The sequence below is a fragment of the Marinifilum sp. genome (assembly GCF_965230805.1).
Classification (GTDB): domain Bacteria; phylum Bacteroidota; class Bacteroidia; order Bacteroidales; family Marinifilaceae; genus Marinifilum.
Genome location: NZ_OZ246019.1, coordinates 4,695,771 through 4,713,062, shown reverse-complemented (window position 1 = coordinate 4,713,062; position 17,292 = coordinate 4,695,771). Strand labels below are relative to the sequence as shown.

15 protein-coding genes are annotated in these 17,292 nt (G+C 35.9%); 4 read left to right on the top strand and 11 right to left on the bottom strand.

The features are described 5' to 3' along the window. Positions 1-194: 194 nt before the first annotated feature. The 6 genes from ACO05S_RS18340 to ACO05S_RS18315 all read right to left on the bottom strand — a co-directional run bounded on the left by ACO05S_RS18340 (position 195) and on the right by ACO05S_RS18315 (position 7,655). Positions 195-1,052: a formate/nitrite transporter family protein gene (locus tag ACO05S_RS18340; protein WP_421919468.1), complete on the bottom strand. Its 858-nt coding sequence runs from the start codon at positions 1,050-1,052 to the stop codon at positions 195-197. A 64-nt stretch (positions 1,053-1,116) separates the two neighbouring features. After that, complete coding sequence (gene pflA / locus ACO05S_RS18335; RefSeq protein WP_421919467.1) at positions 1,117-1,842, bottom strand: pyruvate formate-lyase-activating protein; 726 nt, start codon at positions 1,840-1,842, stop codon at positions 1,117-1,119. A 116-nt stretch (positions 1,843-1,958) separates the two neighbouring features. Continuing rightward, entirely contained in the window at positions 1,959-4,184 is a 2,226-nt protein-coding gene (gene pflB / locus ACO05S_RS18330) for a formate C-acetyltransferase (RefSeq protein ID WP_421919466.1), read from the bottom strand. Between the two features lie 913 nt (positions 4,185-5,097). Further along, positions 5,098-5,931: a nitroreductase family protein gene (locus ACO05S_RS18325; protein ID WP_421919465.1), complete on the bottom strand. Its 834-nt coding sequence runs from the start codon at positions 5,929-5,931 to the stop codon at positions 5,098-5,100. Positions 5,932-6,091: 160 nt separating this feature from the next. Beyond that, a complete protein-coding gene (locus ACO05S_RS18320) occupies positions 6,092-6,712 on the bottom strand; it encodes a porin family protein (protein WP_421919464.1) in 621 nt (206 codons plus the stop codon). 214 nt (positions 6,713-6,926) lie between these two features. Next, complete coding sequence (locus ACO05S_RS18315; RefSeq protein WP_421919463.1) at positions 6,927-7,655, bottom strand: hypothetical protein; 729 nt, start codon at positions 7,653-7,655, stop codon at positions 6,927-6,929. A gap of 878 nt (positions 7,656-8,533) precedes the next feature. Here ACO05S_RS18315 and ACO05S_RS18310 point away from each other — a divergent pair. The 3 genes from ACO05S_RS18310 (at position 8,534) to ACO05S_RS18300 (ending at position 10,911) form a co-directional block, all read left to right on the top strand. Continuing rightward, positions 8,534-9,250, top strand: a complete 717-nt coding sequence (locus ACO05S_RS18310; RefSeq protein ID WP_421919462.1) for a hypothetical protein — start codon at positions 8,534-8,536, stop codon at positions 9,248-9,250. Positions 9,251-9,537: 287 nt separating this feature from the next. Then, the gene (locus tag ACO05S_RS18305) at positions 9,538-10,035 is read left to right on the top strand and encodes a DUF5675 family protein (protein ID WP_421919461.1); all 498 of its coding nucleotides are present in this window, start codon (positions 9,538-9,540) and stop codon (positions 10,033-10,035) included. A gap of 417 nt (positions 10,036-10,452) precedes the next feature. Next, positions 10,453-10,911, top strand: coding sequence for a DUF4395 family protein (locus ACO05S_RS18300; protein ID WP_421919460.1), 459 nt, complete (start codon positions 10,453-10,455; stop codon positions 10,909-10,911). Positions 10,912-10,922: 11 nt separating this feature from the next. Here the strand turns inward: ACO05S_RS18300 and ACO05S_RS18295 are convergent, their stop codons facing one another. The 5 genes from ACO05S_RS18295 to ACO05S_RS18275 form a co-directional block, all read right to left on the bottom strand. After that, positions 10,923-11,186: a cysteine-rich small domain-containing protein gene (locus ACO05S_RS18295; RefSeq protein ID WP_421919459.1), complete on the bottom strand. Its 264-nt coding sequence runs from the start codon at positions 11,184-11,186 to the stop codon at positions 10,923-10,925. A 132-nt stretch (positions 11,187-11,318) separates the two neighbouring features. Continuing rightward, entirely contained in the window at positions 11,319-12,248 is a 930-nt protein-coding gene (locus ACO05S_RS18290) for an ABC transporter substrate-binding protein (RefSeq protein ID WP_421919458.1), read from the bottom strand. After that, positions 12,226-12,972, bottom strand: a complete 747-nt coding sequence (locus ACO05S_RS18285; RefSeq protein WP_421919457.1) for an ABC transporter ATP-binding protein — start codon at positions 12,970-12,972, stop codon at positions 12,226-12,228. The genes ACO05S_RS18290 and ACO05S_RS18285 overlap by 23 nt, the downstream gene beginning before the upstream one ends. An 11-nt stretch (positions 12,973-12,983) precedes the next feature. Then, the gene (locus tag ACO05S_RS18280) at positions 12,984-13,760 is read right to left on the bottom strand and encodes an ABC transporter permease (RefSeq protein ID WP_421919456.1); all 777 of its coding nucleotides are present in this window, start codon (positions 13,758-13,760) and stop codon (positions 12,984-12,986) included. Between the two features lie 11 nt (positions 13,761-13,771). Beyond that, a complete protein-coding gene (locus ACO05S_RS18275; protein ID WP_421919455.1) occupies positions 13,772-14,602 on the bottom strand; it encodes a hypothetical protein in 831 nt (276 codons plus the stop codon). 439 nt (positions 14,603-15,041) lie between these two features. On the opposite strand from ACO05S_RS18275, the gene pepF reads away from it, so the two are divergent. Further along, the gene (gene pepF / locus ACO05S_RS18270; protein ID WP_421919454.1) at positions 15,042-16,949 is read left to right on the top strand and encodes an oligoendopeptidase F; all 1,908 of its coding nucleotides are present in this window, start codon (positions 15,042-15,044) and stop codon (positions 16,947-16,949) included. Positions 16,950-17,292 lie beyond the last annotated feature (343 nt).

The following is a 17,292-nucleotide window of genomic DNA, read 5'->3' as shown; positions in this document are numbered from 1 at the left end:
AACAAGCTAAGACTCGATCTGTTTATAATTTCTTTTCATTTGCCTGAAGGAAGCCATAAGGTCAAAATAATGATTATCGTGTGCATATAAAGGGGGTGTAATCCTAACCTTATTTACAGTTTTTTTCGAATTAAAAATCCTAAGCTCCAAAAGCCCTGATTGCAAATCAGGACTAGCGGCGAGTATATTTCTGATTACTTCTTTTTATCGTAAACATACCAATAAGCAGTTCCTACAAATAGTGCTCCGCCAACAATATTGCCCAAAGTGGCAGGGATGAGGTTTTTTATTACGAAATCCAACCAAGTAATATCTGCGCCATGGAAAATAGCCACAGGAATAAAAAACATATTGGCTACACAGTGTTCAAACCCCATTGCTACGAAAGCCATTATCGGAAACCATATGGCTAAAACTTTACTTGCAATATCCTTTGAGGCATAAGCCAACCACATTGCTAATGCTACCATCCAGTTGCAGGCAATTCCTTTTAAAAAGGTTTTGTAGAAGGGATTTGAAGTTTTGGCAATAGCAATATTTATGGCAGAATCAACTGAAGGTGAATTCATGATAGCACCTGTAAGATATACCAGAAAGTAAGCAACGATTATTGATCCGATAAAATTTCCGATGTAAACAATACCCCAGTTTTTTAAGGGTACTTTAACCGACATGCGTTTTGAGAATACTGATGGAACAAAATAGGCCGTGTTACCTGTAAACAATTCAGCGCCAGCTACTGCACAAAGGATCAGACCCAAAGGGAAAACCGCACCAAAAAAGAATTTTTGTAATCCTGGATTACTGACTGCAAGACCAGGCATTGCACCGCCCACAACCAGTGCCAAAAGGCTACCCATGGCTATGTATCCACCAGCCAATAAAGCCAAAACAAAAGTCTTATTTACCGATGTTTCTTTCTTTACTTTAGCAGTGTGATTTATAACCTCAACAATTTCGTTAGGAGAATTGAAGTTGTTTTGCTCCTTAATCGATACTTCGATTTTGGGATTTGCCACTTCAATAATTTCATTGATATCTTTATATGTCATGTAAATTATGAATTAATAATTACAGGATTGTGTTTTATGAGAATTGTAATGCGTTACTTGGAAATTAATTAATGATTACTTCTTTAAAATACAGACTTAGAATTTCTTTTGCAGCCTCTAATTGTTCAATTGTATTTTCTGGTACTCCTTCTAACTTGTATTCCCAATTTAAATGTTCGTATTTATGAACTCCCAATTTGTGATATGGTTGAATTTCAAGTTTTTCTATGTTGGTGTATTGCTGAAAATGTTTGCCCATTTCATGCAAATATTCTGGCTGATCGGAATATCCGGGAACCAAAACATAGCGCAACCAAGTTCTAGTATTTTGCTCATGAAGATGTTTGGCAAATTTTAAGGTCGTATCGTTCCGTTTACCCGTAATTTTCACATGCCAATCGGGGTTGATGTGTTTAATATCAAGCAAAACCAAATCGGTATTCGATAATAATTCCTTAACATCATTGTTAAGAACATTACCATTGGTATCAATGCAAGTATTAAAATCTTCATCCTTAAGTTGTTTGAATAGTTTCTTTAATTCAGCAGCTTGCCATAATGGCTCACCTCCCGAAATGGTTAGCCCACCAAGCTTGCCAAAAAACGGACGCTGGTTTCGTGCTTTTCTCATCACTTCTTCGAGTTGAGTAGGGGTACCTCCCTTAAAATTAATGGTATCTGGATTTGCACAGTATAGACACTTGAATGCACACCCTTGCAGGAATACTACCAAACGAATTCCGGGACCATCGTAAGTTCCCAACGATTCGTATGAATGAACGTTTAACATGGCTGATTAGTTGATGAATGATTGAGAATGTGAACTCTCAAATAAAAAACGAGTCCGGAAAGTATAATACTGGTATAAAATACTCCCGGATCTCGATATAAATGTTTAAAACGCTCTTACATTTTTTCGAAGAAACTTCTTGAGATTACCTCAAGCTGTTGCTCGCGAGTCAAACGCACAAAGTTTACAGCATATCCTGATACACGAATGGTTAATTGCGGATATTCTTCAGGACGTTCCATAGCATCTTCCAGCATCTCACGATTCAACACGTTTACATTCAAGTGATGAGCTCCTTTTATAAAGTATGCATCCATCATTGTAACCAAGTTATCCTGACGAATATCAGCTGAAGCTCCTAATGACTTAGGAACAATTGAGAATGTATTTGAGATTCCATCCAATGAATCGGCATAGTCGATTTTAGCAACTGAGTTCAAAGAAGCAATTGCCCCGTTGGTGTCGCGACCGTGCATTGGGTTTGCACCCGGAGCAAAGGGAACACCAGCAGCTCTTCCATCAGGAGTAGCTCCTGTTTTTAAACCATAAACAACATTTGAAGTAATGGTTAGGATAGACATTGTTGGCTCTGCATTTTTATAAGTATTTAGGTCTTTTAACAAGCCATTGAAGATTTTCGGTATTTCAACGGCAAAACAATCTGCACGATCATCATCGTTCCCGTAATATGGGAATTCACCTTCAATTTTAAAGTCACAAGTCAATCCTTCTTCATTACGAATGGCAGTTACTTTAGCATTTTTTATTGCAGAAAGAGAGTCAGTAACAATTGAAAGACCAGCAATACCATATGCCAAATTGATAGCAGGATTTGTATCAACCAATGCCATTTGAGCCTTTTCGTAGTAGTATTTATCGTGCATGTAGTGAATGATGTTCATCGACTCGTTGTATACACGAGCCATTTCCTTCATTGCAATTTTGTAGTTAGCCATCACTTCATCAAAGTTCAACTCATCGCTTTTTATTGCAGGAATGCCGTGGATTAACAGAGTGCCGGTTTTTTCGCAACGGCCACCATTTAGCGCCAATAATAAGGTTTTAGCCAAGTTACAGCGTGCACCAAAGAACTGAATTTGCTTACCAATTTCCTGGTAGGATACACAACAGGCAATACCGTAATCGTCGGAATTACGAGTATCAGTCATTAACTGATCGTTTTCGTATTGGATGGATGAAGTATCGATAGAAACCTGTGCACAAAACTTTTTAAATCCTTCAGGCAATTGATCAGACCAAAGCACTGTCATGTTTGGTTCCGGAGATGGACCCAAGGTGTATAGGGTATTCAAGAATCGGAAAGAAGTTTTTGTAACTTTTGACCTTCCATCTATGGTTCTGCCACCAATCGATTCGGTTACCCAAGTTGGGTCACCGGCAAAAATCTCATCATATGCATTCATACGAAGATGACGAACCATGCGCAATTTCATTACGAATTGATCTATCATTTCCTGTGCAAACTCTTCGGTAATAGTTCCTTCTTCCAAATCTCTTTGGATATAAATATCAAGAAAAGTAGAAACATTACCCAATGACATAGCAGCACCATCCTGTTCTTTTACAGCAGCAAGGTATCCCATGTAGGTCCACTGAATTGCTTCCTGAGCAGTCTCGGCAGGACGACCCAATTCTAAATCATACTTGGCGCCCAATTCTTTAATTTGACCTAAGGCTTTGATTTGTTCTGCAACTTCTTCGCGTAAGCGTATGCGGCCTTCAGTCATCGGACCGATTAATCCGGCCAAGTCCTCTTTTTTAGCCTCAATCAAACGATCGATACCATAAAGAGCAACGCGACGGTAATCACCAATTATACGGCCTCGTGCGTAGTTGTCGGGCAATCCGGTTAGGAATCCCAACGAACGAAATTTACGAATCTCGGCAGTATATGCGTCAAAAACTCCATCGTTGTGAGTTTTTGCAAAATTGCGGAAAATATCTTTTACGCGATCTGATACTTCAAGACCTTGCTCTTTACAAGCTTTTTCTACAACTGCAATACCACCATATGGTTTCATTGCTCTGCGCAACAACTCATCGGCTTGTAATCCTACGATTATCTCCAAAGACTTGTCGATATAACCTGCACCATGCGAGGCAATTGTTGAAACAGTTTCTGTATCGATAGAACGAACTCCATTGTTGGCACGCTCTTCCTTAACAGCATCAAGACAAATTTGCCATAGTTGCTTGGTACGTTCAGTAGCACCACTTAAGAATGATGCATCCCCAGTGTATGAGGTTAGATTGTTGCTAACGAAATCTCTAACGTTAATTGTCTTTTGCCATTCGCCGGCTTTAAATTGCGTTTTTACCATTGCTAGTAATAGTTTAAAGATTGAACCTTCCACTTTGATCAAGTCAATAATTCAAATTTTGGATGTCTCGAATTGTTGGCGTTAATCATGCTTGCTTTTCAATTGTTAAATTTGCGATTACTGTCCAAAAAAAATGAACAATTTTGATTGGTAAATAAACAGGACATTTTTGTCCTTTTTCCCTTTCGAGCGCAAAGGAACATACAAATTATTTGCTGTGCAATACCAAACTGTTATGATTTTTCTAAATAAAGGCTGCGCTGCATGTTCCATTATACGGTAAATGTGGAGTTTTGTAATGTGTGGATTGCAATTTAACTCTGTGCTAGTTTATATATATTCTAAATAAAAAATCAATAAAATAAAGCAATACAATGCATCATATGTAATTTTACTATTTAACCATGATGCGTTAAATAGAAACATCCATTAATATCAAAACAAATTCTAGATTAATATCAGTATTAATATGAAACGAGTCGTAGATTGTATTGAGAATTTTGAGTTCTGTCAAGCTAAATAACGTGAGTTCGAGGTAAAATTCGTTCACAGTTTGCACTGATTTTGAGTAGAAATTTTCTCAAATTTTCGAAGGAATATCGAGATATTTCAAGAAGATTTGAGGAGATTTATGCCGAAAGCAGGCAAACACATAATGGAAAGTTCTCTTTACGACATCTTCACATTAAAAATTCCTCAAAATAACCCGCTATTCTTTCCAAATTTTTAATGCCAATCTATCGCAAATATAACTTTCTGTGGATAGAATTTTACGTCGAACTCACGTTATTTAGATAGATACTTGGGGTTTTGCAAGCGTTTGCGCTTAAAAAACAGGATGCTACACACTTGCTAAGGGGACTTATTACATCTTACAGTAAAACAATTCCTATTCGGGTAACGGATAAAGAAATTAATTTTTGGCTAAACTGATGCGATTTACATGCAAACCTTCCGATTGAATTCCTCTTGCATATTTTATAGCAGGTTTTCCAAATAATAGCGTATACCCAATGCTATGGTCTCGTGGAATGCCAATTACATCTCGTATCGATTGGTCTATTTCTTCAATTACCCAAGTGATCATTCCATTCCAAAGTGTTCCTAATCCATTGGCATTGGCAGCAAATTCGAAATAAGTTAAGCCAATTAATGAATCAACTTTAGGCGAAGCATTTTTTGCCGGAGCAGTAGCAATGAGTAGGTGAGGGGCGTTTCTAAAAATGATATCCATTCCTGTTTTTTCCCAAACCTTTTGAAAGGATGCCAAGGAGATGTATTTTTTAGGAAGCCTATTTTCAGCCACAGCTTTCTCAATGGCTCCATAAATGGAATCCCGTAACATATTCATGTCTTCAATATTATCGATAAGCGAGAATAAAACTGCATTATCGTTGTGCCCGGTCGGAGCATGAGAGGCGATTTTTATTACTAGTTGAATTAAATCTTGATCTACATTTTCGGGTTTAAACTTTCGAATGGATCTTCTGGTTTTGATATGATTGCTTATGGCATTGGCCGAAGGTAATTCAGCTTTACAAGAAACCGAATCTTCGGGTTTTTTGCCCAAGATAGAAATTGCTGCCGTTGGACATATTGCCAAGCAGTGCTGGCATTTTAAACAGTTTTTTTCTTTCTCTTTTGCGATTGAAGCTTTAGGAGTAAGCTTGATGATACCAACCGGACAATCATCTTTACAAAGGCCACATTCTATGCATTTATCTTCAGCAACTATAAAGTCAATCATTTCTTTTGCTTTTCTATTTTTTGTTGGTCTCCAAATGGAAATTTGCGACAAAAATAGTTTTTATATGCTTTGTTCCTATAAATATTGATAAAGGAAGATGGTTTAAAGCAAAAAAAACCTGTCCAAAAGAACAGGTTTAATATTTTAAAGTATTTATATTCTAAAATGCAATGGAAGCACCTAATTGAAATACTGAATGTTTAGCATCGGATTCAAGGTCTTCATAATCAATAATCTCTGAAAGACCTAAGTTATATCTTAATCCAATAGAAAACTGTTCGTTAATGTCATATTCAAAGCCAAAAGCTAATGAAAAATCAATACCTCTCATCATATCATCTACATCAACAGATTGAGTAAGATCACCTTCCGAGCCTTCTACTTCTGAGCTTAAATGAAATCCTATTTGTGGGCCAAAAATACCATGAAAACTTTCTGATTGAAACATACTGGCTCTAAGAAGTAATGGTAGGTTTAAATAGTTCGTCTTCCACTTTCCATCAACTCCATCTTCTTTCACTTTCATTCCTTGACGAGAATATACCAATTCAGGTTGAAAATCTATAGTTTCGGTTAATTCAACTCTTAAAAAACCACCAAGATAGATGTCTGTTTTGACATCACCGTCTGGATCATCTCCTTTAAAATTTGCAAAGTTTAAACCACCTTTTAAACCGAATTTAACATCTTGAGCAAATAAACTTGTACCAACAAATAGTACGGCAACTAGTAGTAAAGTTTTTTCATATGATTTGTTATTTAATTTATGGTATGTAAACATACAAAATTAAGCTTCTGCAAATGCTGTTTTATAATATAAGCCTTATTGTTGTTGATGAAATTACAGTCTAAGCTTGTCAAGTTACAATATGAACCCATGAATGATAATATAAAGATTAAAGCAGAAGTGGTAGGGAGTTTACACAGTTTAATTCTTTTATAGCACTGTCGGGGTTTTCAAGCGTTGACGGCCTATGATATAAAGCACTACACGGCTATTTCCTGTATCGCTCTCTTTTTGCTTCTTGTTTTTTATTATTCGAGGCATGCTTATCTTTATTTTCCTTTGTAGTATCCGGATCATCGCTCAAATAAATGACTTCTTCGCCAGTGGCAGTTAATTCTAAAACTTTACCATATTTTTCGTGTAGACCAAGTGTTAGTGCATCTTTCCATTCACCATGAGCGTATATTGCAATTTCCTCATCCTGTTCAAGAACTCCCTCTTTGCACCTAAGGGTTTTGTTAAGCCCAAAGAAACCTGTCGTATCAATTCCTTTACTACTTAGTAAAGATTCCATATTCTCAGTAGGATCGTTTAAAAAGCCTAAACGGTACTTGGCATCGTAAACAATGTATGATTTCAAAAAAGAATCGTTTATGTAAGCATATTTGCTACCATCTTTAATTAAATATTTGCTGTTTCTTTCTTCATTAACAAGGGTATACCAAGTTGAACTTTTTCCGCTTGATTTCTTTTGTTCTATCAATATATGGTAGTAGGAACACCGGCGTCCGCTTAGAGGGGCAATTAAGGGATCTTCAACAAATTTAACTTTCCCAACTATTCGGGCGGTTTCGCCACTTCTAAAATCAGAAAGACTCTTTCGTTCTGATTGCTTTAATTTGCGTTTTACAATCGCTTTTTTGCTAAAGAAAAATACCATTAAAAATACAATGGCAACGATTACTGCAAAGATGATGATGATTGTTTGATCTTGCATTCAAATTTTATTTTTGATTGTTTTTCTGTTTGTAATTTTTTATTTGTGGGATGAAAGCCCCAAAATCAAAACAATCATTGCCTATATGATGAATAATTATTTTAATCATGTTCGTTTCATGTTTTGCGAATAGAGTTGCTCCAGTTTTAGCTTTGTTTTGCTCTTGCCAGGCTAAATGTAATCATCATATCATCTACAAACAAAAAGATCATAAAAAAAACAATACAAATAGGCGTAGTTTCTGTTTTTTAATTATTGTATTAACAAAATAGTTTCGATAAAGTTTTGATATTTGAAACAATAATTTTACTTTCAACACCTATTTCATATCGAAATAGTGAATAGAGGGATTTTTAAAATTAACAATTATGCTACTACTTATTGACTCACTACTTTGTTTTATTATCACAGCAAACACGAGCTGATTGGAATTGCGGTTCGTGAGACTTCCCAAAAGATATATTCCTGAATTAAAAATCGTCTGAGATTCAAGAAGGACTCACTTTTTGGCACCAAAAAACCTTGCCGATTTCAGTCGGAGCCCATTTTTGGCACCAAAAACCCTTGCCGATTTCAGTCGGAGTATCTTTTTGGTACCAAGAACCCTAGCCGATTTCAGTCGGAGTATCTTTTTGGCACCAAGAACCTTTGCCGATTTCAGGAGTAGCCCATTTTTGGTGACAGAAGCCTGTTAAGTCTCAGGGATTTACTCCCCTCGTGTTACACGAAGCCTTTCGCGATTTGAGCTGCGGCTGCTTCCTGTTACCAGAAACCCACATAGATTGTTGTCGGATGTATATTCCAGACTCACAAAATTTTTTTAGATAATGGATTACTACTTTGGTAATCCGCATGTTTAACCCTTAAATTGTTTGTATATGCCATTTTTGGAATACCCGAGTTCTGATGCATTTCGCCTTGAGTTTTTGGAGGCTTGCACAGGTATGGCGGAAAGCGACATCGCCAAAGGTAAAAATTATTTGCCCGAAAATATTGTCGTCAATTTAAAAAGTACCCTTACTGATTTTAAGTCGGTTTACCTAAAAGGTTCTTCTCTTTTAACCGAAAGACATAGGGAGGTTAGAGAGAAAAATGAGTCTATGGATCGTGTTGAGCGTTATGTTCGTGATTTTTACGAAGTTTTAAAACGAAGAACATATCGTTTAGAACATAAAGCTGATATTTTTGGACTTTACAACATAAGTTTTAATGGTGATATTCCTGATATAAAAACGGAAAGAAAATTATTAAATGCTGCCGAACATATTATTAGCGGTGAAGCAAAAGCAGTGGAAAAAGGATTTCCTGCCATGGAAAACCCAACAGCAGCTGAGGTTGAAACTGAATTGCTAAATGCAAGAAAAGAATTGAAAGATGTTGGTCCGGCTGACAGTTCCTATCAGGAAGTTCAATTTGAAATTAGCCAAATGCGCGAGCCTGTTGATGAATTAATTAGAGAGGTAGCAGAGTATTTGCACTTTAATTTGAGAAAGAAATCAAGCTCTACCACCCGAAGAGTAATGAGATCTTATGGTTTTAAGTATCGATATCTTAAAAATGAACCTGTAGAAGAAGATTTGCCAGAAACTAGCTAAAAAGAATAGTGAACCAAAGGGCTCGTATAATATTGGCTCACTATTCTTAAGAAACAATAAACTCTGTTGCTGGTTTTGCGCAGCATGGTAATGTCAGTAAACCCATAACATTGCGCAAAATGCAACAGGGTTATTGCAAGTGCAAAACTAATAAATAAAATTGAACACTCCCAGTATAATAGTCAATCACTAAAAAAATATATTATTAATTAAAGATTGACTTTTGCTATTGACTTTTTATCTTCTCCTTATTATATTTAATTTCCTTTGCTTTATATTTTAACATTATGAACCTACAATTAATAAGATACAGTATGTCACCTACATCTACATTAGGGATGTTATATATCGATGGATATTTTGCTTGTTATACTTTGGAAGATGCTGTTCGTGATGAAAAAATACCTGGAAAAACCTGCATTCCGACCGGAAGATATGGAATTACATTAAGAAGCGAAGGAGGTCAGAATCATCGGTATGGCCAGAAATTTCCTAGTATTCATAGGGGAATGTTGCAACTTATTGACGTGCCTGATTTTGATTTTATTTACATTCATCTTGGCAATACAACAAAAGATATAGATGCATGTATTTTAGTAGGCGATGGGGTAAGTAACAATATTATGGAAGAAGGTTTTTTGAGCAGTAGTGCGAAGGCCTATCAACGTATTTATACCTTAATTGTTGATGTTATGGAAACAGGCGAAGGGGTTTGGATTGAAATAATGGAAGGCATTTCTTTATCTCAAAATCAGATTATGCTTGTCAATGAAGCTGCCCATTAAATGCAATCGTCCTGCCAAATCGCAACTCTAACGGGCATAATACCGCTTACAAAGCCTAATAAAGCTGTGCAGGAAGTAAGATCAATAACTTTTTGGGATTTTGAACTAAGCGAAACAGCTGCTTTTTATGCATTGAGATTTTCCCTGATACTCAGAACGACAATCAGCTCGTGCCTTTTATACATCTCCATTCTATAATTAACGTGAGTTCGACGTAAAATTCTATCCACAGAAAGTTATATTTATTATATATTTGCTGGTGCATTCAAGTATTTTGAAGAAACGAGCCTGATTAAAATAATGATTAAACACACACTAATGATTATTTTGATCTTGTTGCTTCCATCTTGCAAATGGGAAAAATTATAAGCAGATGAAAATGCTATTAGTTTTGCATTAACAACTCATTAATGAATCATGAAAAAAGAAGCCAAGCGAATCAATGATCAGTTACAATGTCCTATGAGTGAACAGGAATCAATGAATCTAAAAAAGGCCATGCGCGTAACGCCTATTAGTTGTATTGTTTTAACATCTGTAGGTTTATTTCTTCATTCCCCATACATTATGTGGTTGGCAGCAGCTACAACTTTGGTAGGAGCATTTTCGAGGAATAGCATGTACGATAGGGTATACAATCTGTTTGCAAAAGTAAAAGTACCTCCATTGGCTTCGGCAAGAAGCTTTGGTTGTGCATTTGGGGCTATTGTTCTGTCTCTTAGTGGTTACATGTTTTTGATTGGTGAGAATTTATATGCATTATTTCTTGGTGGTTTTATGATGCTTATGGCTGGTATTGCAGCCATTACGCAAATTTGTTTTGTTTCGGTTCTTTTAAACCTATTTAGATCTGAGAAGAAGACCTGTTGTGAATAGAAATATTGGTATTAATCTCTTTTTTTTCCTTTTTCCATTACCAGACCCATTTTGCTCATTACATGATCATATCCTCCTTTTGAATGAGGTAATGTGCAATCGGCACAGTTTTTAATTCCATTTTCGGTATACGAAAAATTACCACCACATTTGTTGCCTAACATATACAAAGGGCAATAACAAAACAAACAATTAAACTCAGCTGTGTTTTTACATTCATGGCATGGGAAATATTCGCACTTTGTATTTTGCACGAACTTGTAGTTTTCAGACATTGTATATTCAATTTAGTTGTGATTTGAATGCAATGATAAAGCATTTCGATTTAATTATCCAAATTCTTCATAGGTTTATCAGCATAGGGCATGAACTAAGGCTTATTAGGCTATAGTTTATTTTTTTGCGAATCAATAAAACAGATTTAATCTGTTCTCAATATCTGGAATATCATTAATTTTCTTTGATTTTAAGAAAAACCGGGCGGTGTTGTTAATGCTATTTTTATCGCTTTTGTCCCAGCCTAAAGTCCAATCTAATCGTGAAATGCACTTGGCTTCATCTGTAAAATTTAACCCAATGTATTTGGCTGCAATCTTTGCTGCATCATCAGGATTTTCCTTTATGAATTGATTTGCTTTTTTTAAAGCTTCCACCACTTTTTGCACAGTTTCAATTTGCGAGGACAATACCTTGTTTTTAGCAACCAATATGTGGGGAGAGTGATTTTCGGGATTGCTTAAATTGGCTAGTTCATGAACCTCATCCTTGCATAATTTTTCCACATTTAATCCCCAGGGTTCACTTCCGGCAATGGCATCCAACTGTTTGCTTTTCATTGCCTCTGGCATATTTGATGGATTCATTGGCACAAGTTCTACGTCATCTGAGGTAAAGTGCTTGTTTGCCAACCATGCATACAAAGCTGCATGTGTACTCGATCCAATCTGAATGCCAATTTTTTTCCCTTTCAAATCACTGGAACTTTTGATTGTATGAGCAGCAATTAAGCGGTGAATTCTTTCACCTTTGGCATATCGGGTTACAATAGAGGTGTTTTTGTTTTTGGACAGAAGAATAACCGTAGGGCCATCGCCCATGGCCGCCATATCTGCATCTCCTAAAGTCATTGCTTCGGCAGCATTTATACCAGATTTAACGGTTATTGCTTCCACGTTTTCGCCAAAATAGCCCAAATGTTTTGCAATAATAAACGACTCGTAGTTTACTTTTTTCGGAAAAATCAGTTTAAGTTTCTGATCTTGCCTTGAGCACGCACTTAAAATAAGTGTTGATGTTAGTATGATTACTAAAGTTTTAGTAAAATTTTGAAATTTCATTGCGTAGGGATTTACGTAGTTCTACAATATCTTTTGAAAACAGATCACGCGGTCGTGGCAAATCTATTTCTTTTTCCAATTGAATTTTTCCGGGATCAGGACTCATTAATATGATTCGGTCGGCAAGAAAAAGAGCTTCTTCTATAGAGTGGGTGACCAAAACAAATGTTTTCTGTTCTTTTTCCCACAGCTTTAACAGGTAGTTGTCAAACTTGTTTTTAAGGACTTCATCCATTGCTGCAAATGGCTCATCAAGAAATACAATATCAGGATTTAAAGCCAATACCCGAGCCAATTGTGTTTTTTGTTTCATACCACCCGAAAGCTGATGAGGATAAAGATTTTCAAAGCTTTCGAGTCCTGCCAGTTTTATTTTTTCGGATACGATTTTTTTCCGTTCCTGTTTGGGATATTTCTGGAAGATCAGTCCCAATTCGATATTTTCTACAACTGTTTTCCATGGATAAAGCGAAGGTTCCTGAAAAACCATGCTATGACCATTGGCTGCTTTTTCCACAACTTTATCGTTATGGATTACTTCACCAGAATCAGGAGTCACAATTCCTGACATTATTTTTAGTAAACTTGTTTTTCCACAACCACTTGGCCCAATAATGCAAACAAACTCGTTTCGGGAAATGCTTAAGGAAATATCTTGCAAACTGTAATTATCGCCAGTTTTGTTTTTCCAGGTTTTCGATATGTTTTGTAATTCCAAGTACATATTAATTGATATTATTCCTTATATCCATATTTTAGGCGCAGATGTTTTTCTATTTTCTCGAATACCAATTTTTCTGCTATTAATCCAATGCTTACAATGATAATAATAGATATAAATGATGAGGTATAATCCAAAGACCAGCGCGATTGAATAATGATATAACCCAGACCTAAACCTTTGCCCACAATCATTTCGGCAGCGATTAGCACCCTCCATGAACTGGAAAGGGCAATTCGCATGCCATCAACTATATGAAAAACGGATGATGGCAACAAAACATGTTTGAACAACATCGCTTTATTTGCACCCATATATGTTGCTGTACTGATAAGTTCTGGAGATGTTTCTCGAATTCCTGATGAGCTAGTGATAATGATTGGGATTACACCAAGAATAAAAATCATAAACAGTGTAGAGGTACTTCCTAAACCAAAAAGCAATAATGCGATTGGTATCCAGGCAAGACCGGGAACCAATTGTATGGCATATACAAATGGCATGAATAATTTATGCAGCAGGGGATATACTCCGAGAAAGAAACCAAGTAAAATTCCAACAATAACAGCCATTAAATAAGCGAAAGCCCAGCGTCCCAAGCTTGTAAAGGTATGCTGATAGATCGAGTAATCGTAAATTTTCTCTCCTTGCAGGTTATGCAATAAACCTTTAAGAGTGGAAAAAGGATTGGGAAAATCTACATCTCTAATTTCTTTGGTAAAAAAGGCCACCAGAAACCAAATTAAAAAGATGATAAGTAATGAACTGATGCTAATAATGCTTTTCTTCATTGAATTTCTGCTTAAATGTAATAAACCAAATCGCAGCTAAACTTCTGATGATAATTCGATCCTCCTTTGGCAATACTTGGAATTTCTATTCTCGATTTAAAAATAAAATTCTTATAGATCTTCCAGTCGGCTCCTAACAAATGTACCAGTTTATATGATTGGGAATGATCCACTTTGGAATCATCTAAATTGCGAGATTTAAACTTTCGAATGTACTTTGTAATCCCGTAAAGCTGGATGTTCCACCATTTATATCCTTGCTTGAGCAAAACTTTAAATTCGTCACCCGGATTAATTTTAGCGTCGTTTTTAGTGGTAATGGCATATTCCGATTTGATATGAGTTCGCCATTTGCCATACCATTTGGTAGAAAAAATTTCACCCAGAATTATATCAATACTTCCATCAGCAAATGGGTTGTGTGCTGCCGATTCGGTAGGAAACCGAAAAGCCCCGATTAAACTTATGCCGGATTTTTTACCCGAGGCGGGAATAAGTGCATAGCGCGACATTAAAAGGATTTCGTTAAAATAGGAATCTGAAATATGATTTTGGATTTGTCGGTAAATGGGAAATTGTGCAAAGGCCGATAGTTTATGATTGATTCCGTATCCAATCATGGGCAAGTACATGCTTTTAACTGTTTCTTTGTCGGCAGTTAAATCTTGCCATTCATTCAAGTTCCAATTGTATTTTTCCTTGGTTTCGAAATGTTGAAAACGAACAAAAGCACAAAGCTCATTTTTCTTTAGAGGATTTGCACTAAACATCATGGTTTGCGCTGGTAAATGTATGGGGAGTAAAAAAGTGCTTACCAGTAGTAATTTGGTTGTTATATTCATCTTGTTGTCATTTTCTTTCATTTGCCATCCCAATTATTATTGAGAGGAAACAGCAAGGTCAAATTAATTATACTTGTTTCGATTAAGATGCTGCTATAAAAATTTACGTAAAGATAATCTTATGACAGCGAAATGTGCATTTTCAATGAAAGATCGAGTGAAAATTAACCTTAATTAACGAAGGATTCTCATTCGCTTGTCGTTTATCTATAATTCGAATGATTTAAAAGAAAAATGATTGGATTAAGTTAGTGGACGCTTGCAATACAGGCATTGATTGAGCTCAAGTTAATACATCCTTTAAATAATGCGGAATAACGACCTATTTGAGTGATCGTCTAAAATACTTGAAAATAGATTTAAGATACAAGGGGTGTCTGTAATTATAGCTTTATATTTGCCTGAAGTAGGAAACAATAACTATATAATACTTATCAAAATGAATACAAGATTAAAGAATGTAAGAAGAATTATTACAATGGCTCTTCTTATAGCATGTACTGCTTGGCAAGCAACTGCTCAGGTACATTATGAATCACGCGAAGAGATTCCGGCTAAATACAAATGGAATTTCTCTGATATCTACGAAAGTTGGGAAGCATGGGAAGTTGATTTTAATGCAATTTCGAATGATATGAAGCAAATCCAGACTTTTAAAGGTAAGTTGGGCGAAAGCTCTGAGAATTTGGCTAAGATGTTGGCTGTTCAGGAAGATTTAATGAAAAAGGCTTACAAAGTGTATCAGTTTGTGGCATTTCAAAGCACCGTTGATCAGCGCAACATGGAGCTAATGGCAAAATTGCAGAAGGTACAGCTAATGTTTGCAAAATTTGGTACTGTTACTGCCTGGATTTCTCCCGAAATGATTCAAATTCCGGAAGCCACGATGAAAGAATGGATTGATTCAAATCCTGCATTGAAAGATCATAAGTTCAATTTAATGGACATGTATCGCTTGCAGAAACATGTGCTAAGCGAAGAAATGGAGCAATTGCTTTCATACTACTCTCAAGTAACAGGTACTGCTAGTGATGTGTTTAAAGCATTATCAACTGCTGATATCGAATTTCAGGAAGTTGAATTGTCTGATGGTAAAAAAGTAAAGGTAACACCAGGTGTTTACTCGCAAATTGTTACCAATAATCCAAACCAGGAAGATCGCAGAAAAGTTTACGAAGCAATGTATGATGTTTATTATAAGAACAAAAATACATATGCTGCCATTTACAATGGGATTGCTCAAGCGAATTGGGCAGTTGCTCGTGCTAAAAATTACGAATCATGTTTGGATGCTTCATTAGAAGGCAATAACATACCTAAAGATGTGTATCTGAACCTAATTAAGACAGTTAGGGAACATACGGCTCCAATGCGCAAGTATATCGAGCTTAGAAAGAAAGTTTTGGGTCTTGAGAAATATTATGGTTTTGATGGTTCCATCAGCTTGACTGATTTTAGCAAAAACTATCCATATGAGGATGCAGTTGATATCGTAGTGGAATCGGTACTTCCATTGGGTAAAGACTATCAGGCTAAACTTAAAAAGGCAACTGAAAGTGGTTGGTTAGATGTTTATGAAAATCCTGGTAAAAGAACGGGTGCTTTTTCAGCAGGTGTGTATGGAGTTCACCCATACATGTTATTGAACTATGACGAAACATTAAATTACGTATTTACATTGGCACATGAGTTGGGGCATACAATGCATACAACACTATCTAACGAAAATCAACCATTTGCAACTCATAAATATACAATCTTCGTTGCTGAGGTAGCATCTACTTTTAACGAGAGATTATTGTTGGATCATATGATGGAAACTACTAAGGATCCTAATGAAAGAATTGCTTTGTTAACTCAGGCGATTGAAGCTATTATAGGTACTTTCTATGCACAAACCATGTTTGCAGATTACGAATACCAGGTACACTCAATGGTTGAGCAGGGAAAACCAGTAAACGCTGATATATTAACCAATGTTTGGGGAGATATTGCAAATGAGTATTATGGCGATGCTACAGAGAAAACTAAATATTCAAACTATCCATGGACAAGAATTCCTCACTTCTATGGTTCTCCATTTTACGTATATCAATATGCAACTTGTTTTGCTTCGTCAGCTAAGTTGTACAAGGATGTAATGGAAGGAGATAAGAAGGATAGGAAAGCTGCTTTGGAAAGATACTTAACATTATTGAAGTCGGGAGGAAATGACTTCCCAATGGAACAGTTGAAAAAAGCTGGAGTTGATTTGTCAAAGCCTGAAACCATTATGGCGGTTATTAACCAATTAGGCGAATTGGTTGATCAGTTGGCTATGGAGCTTGATAAAGTGAAGAAAGGCTAATTTGTTAATATATAAATGAAACGAGCATGATAAAATAATTATTTTAATCTTGCGGTTTCCTTCTACATGACAAATGAAATTAAAGAGGCTGTCTATATTATATGGACAGCTTTTTTTGTATCTATGTTATGCCAATTCTGAATCAAAATGATTGATATTTTATTTTCCAATTCATGTTTACCAATTTCAAAAACGTTTGATGCTCTCACATGAGTGATGGTATGAATGTTTTACCACTGTGAGCCTTATTTCGAATGTGTTCTTCAGGTGCTTGTTTTTAGATGAAATAATTGTAAAATCAAGTACTCAACTTGCAACTTTAACAGGAGACACATTTAAATTT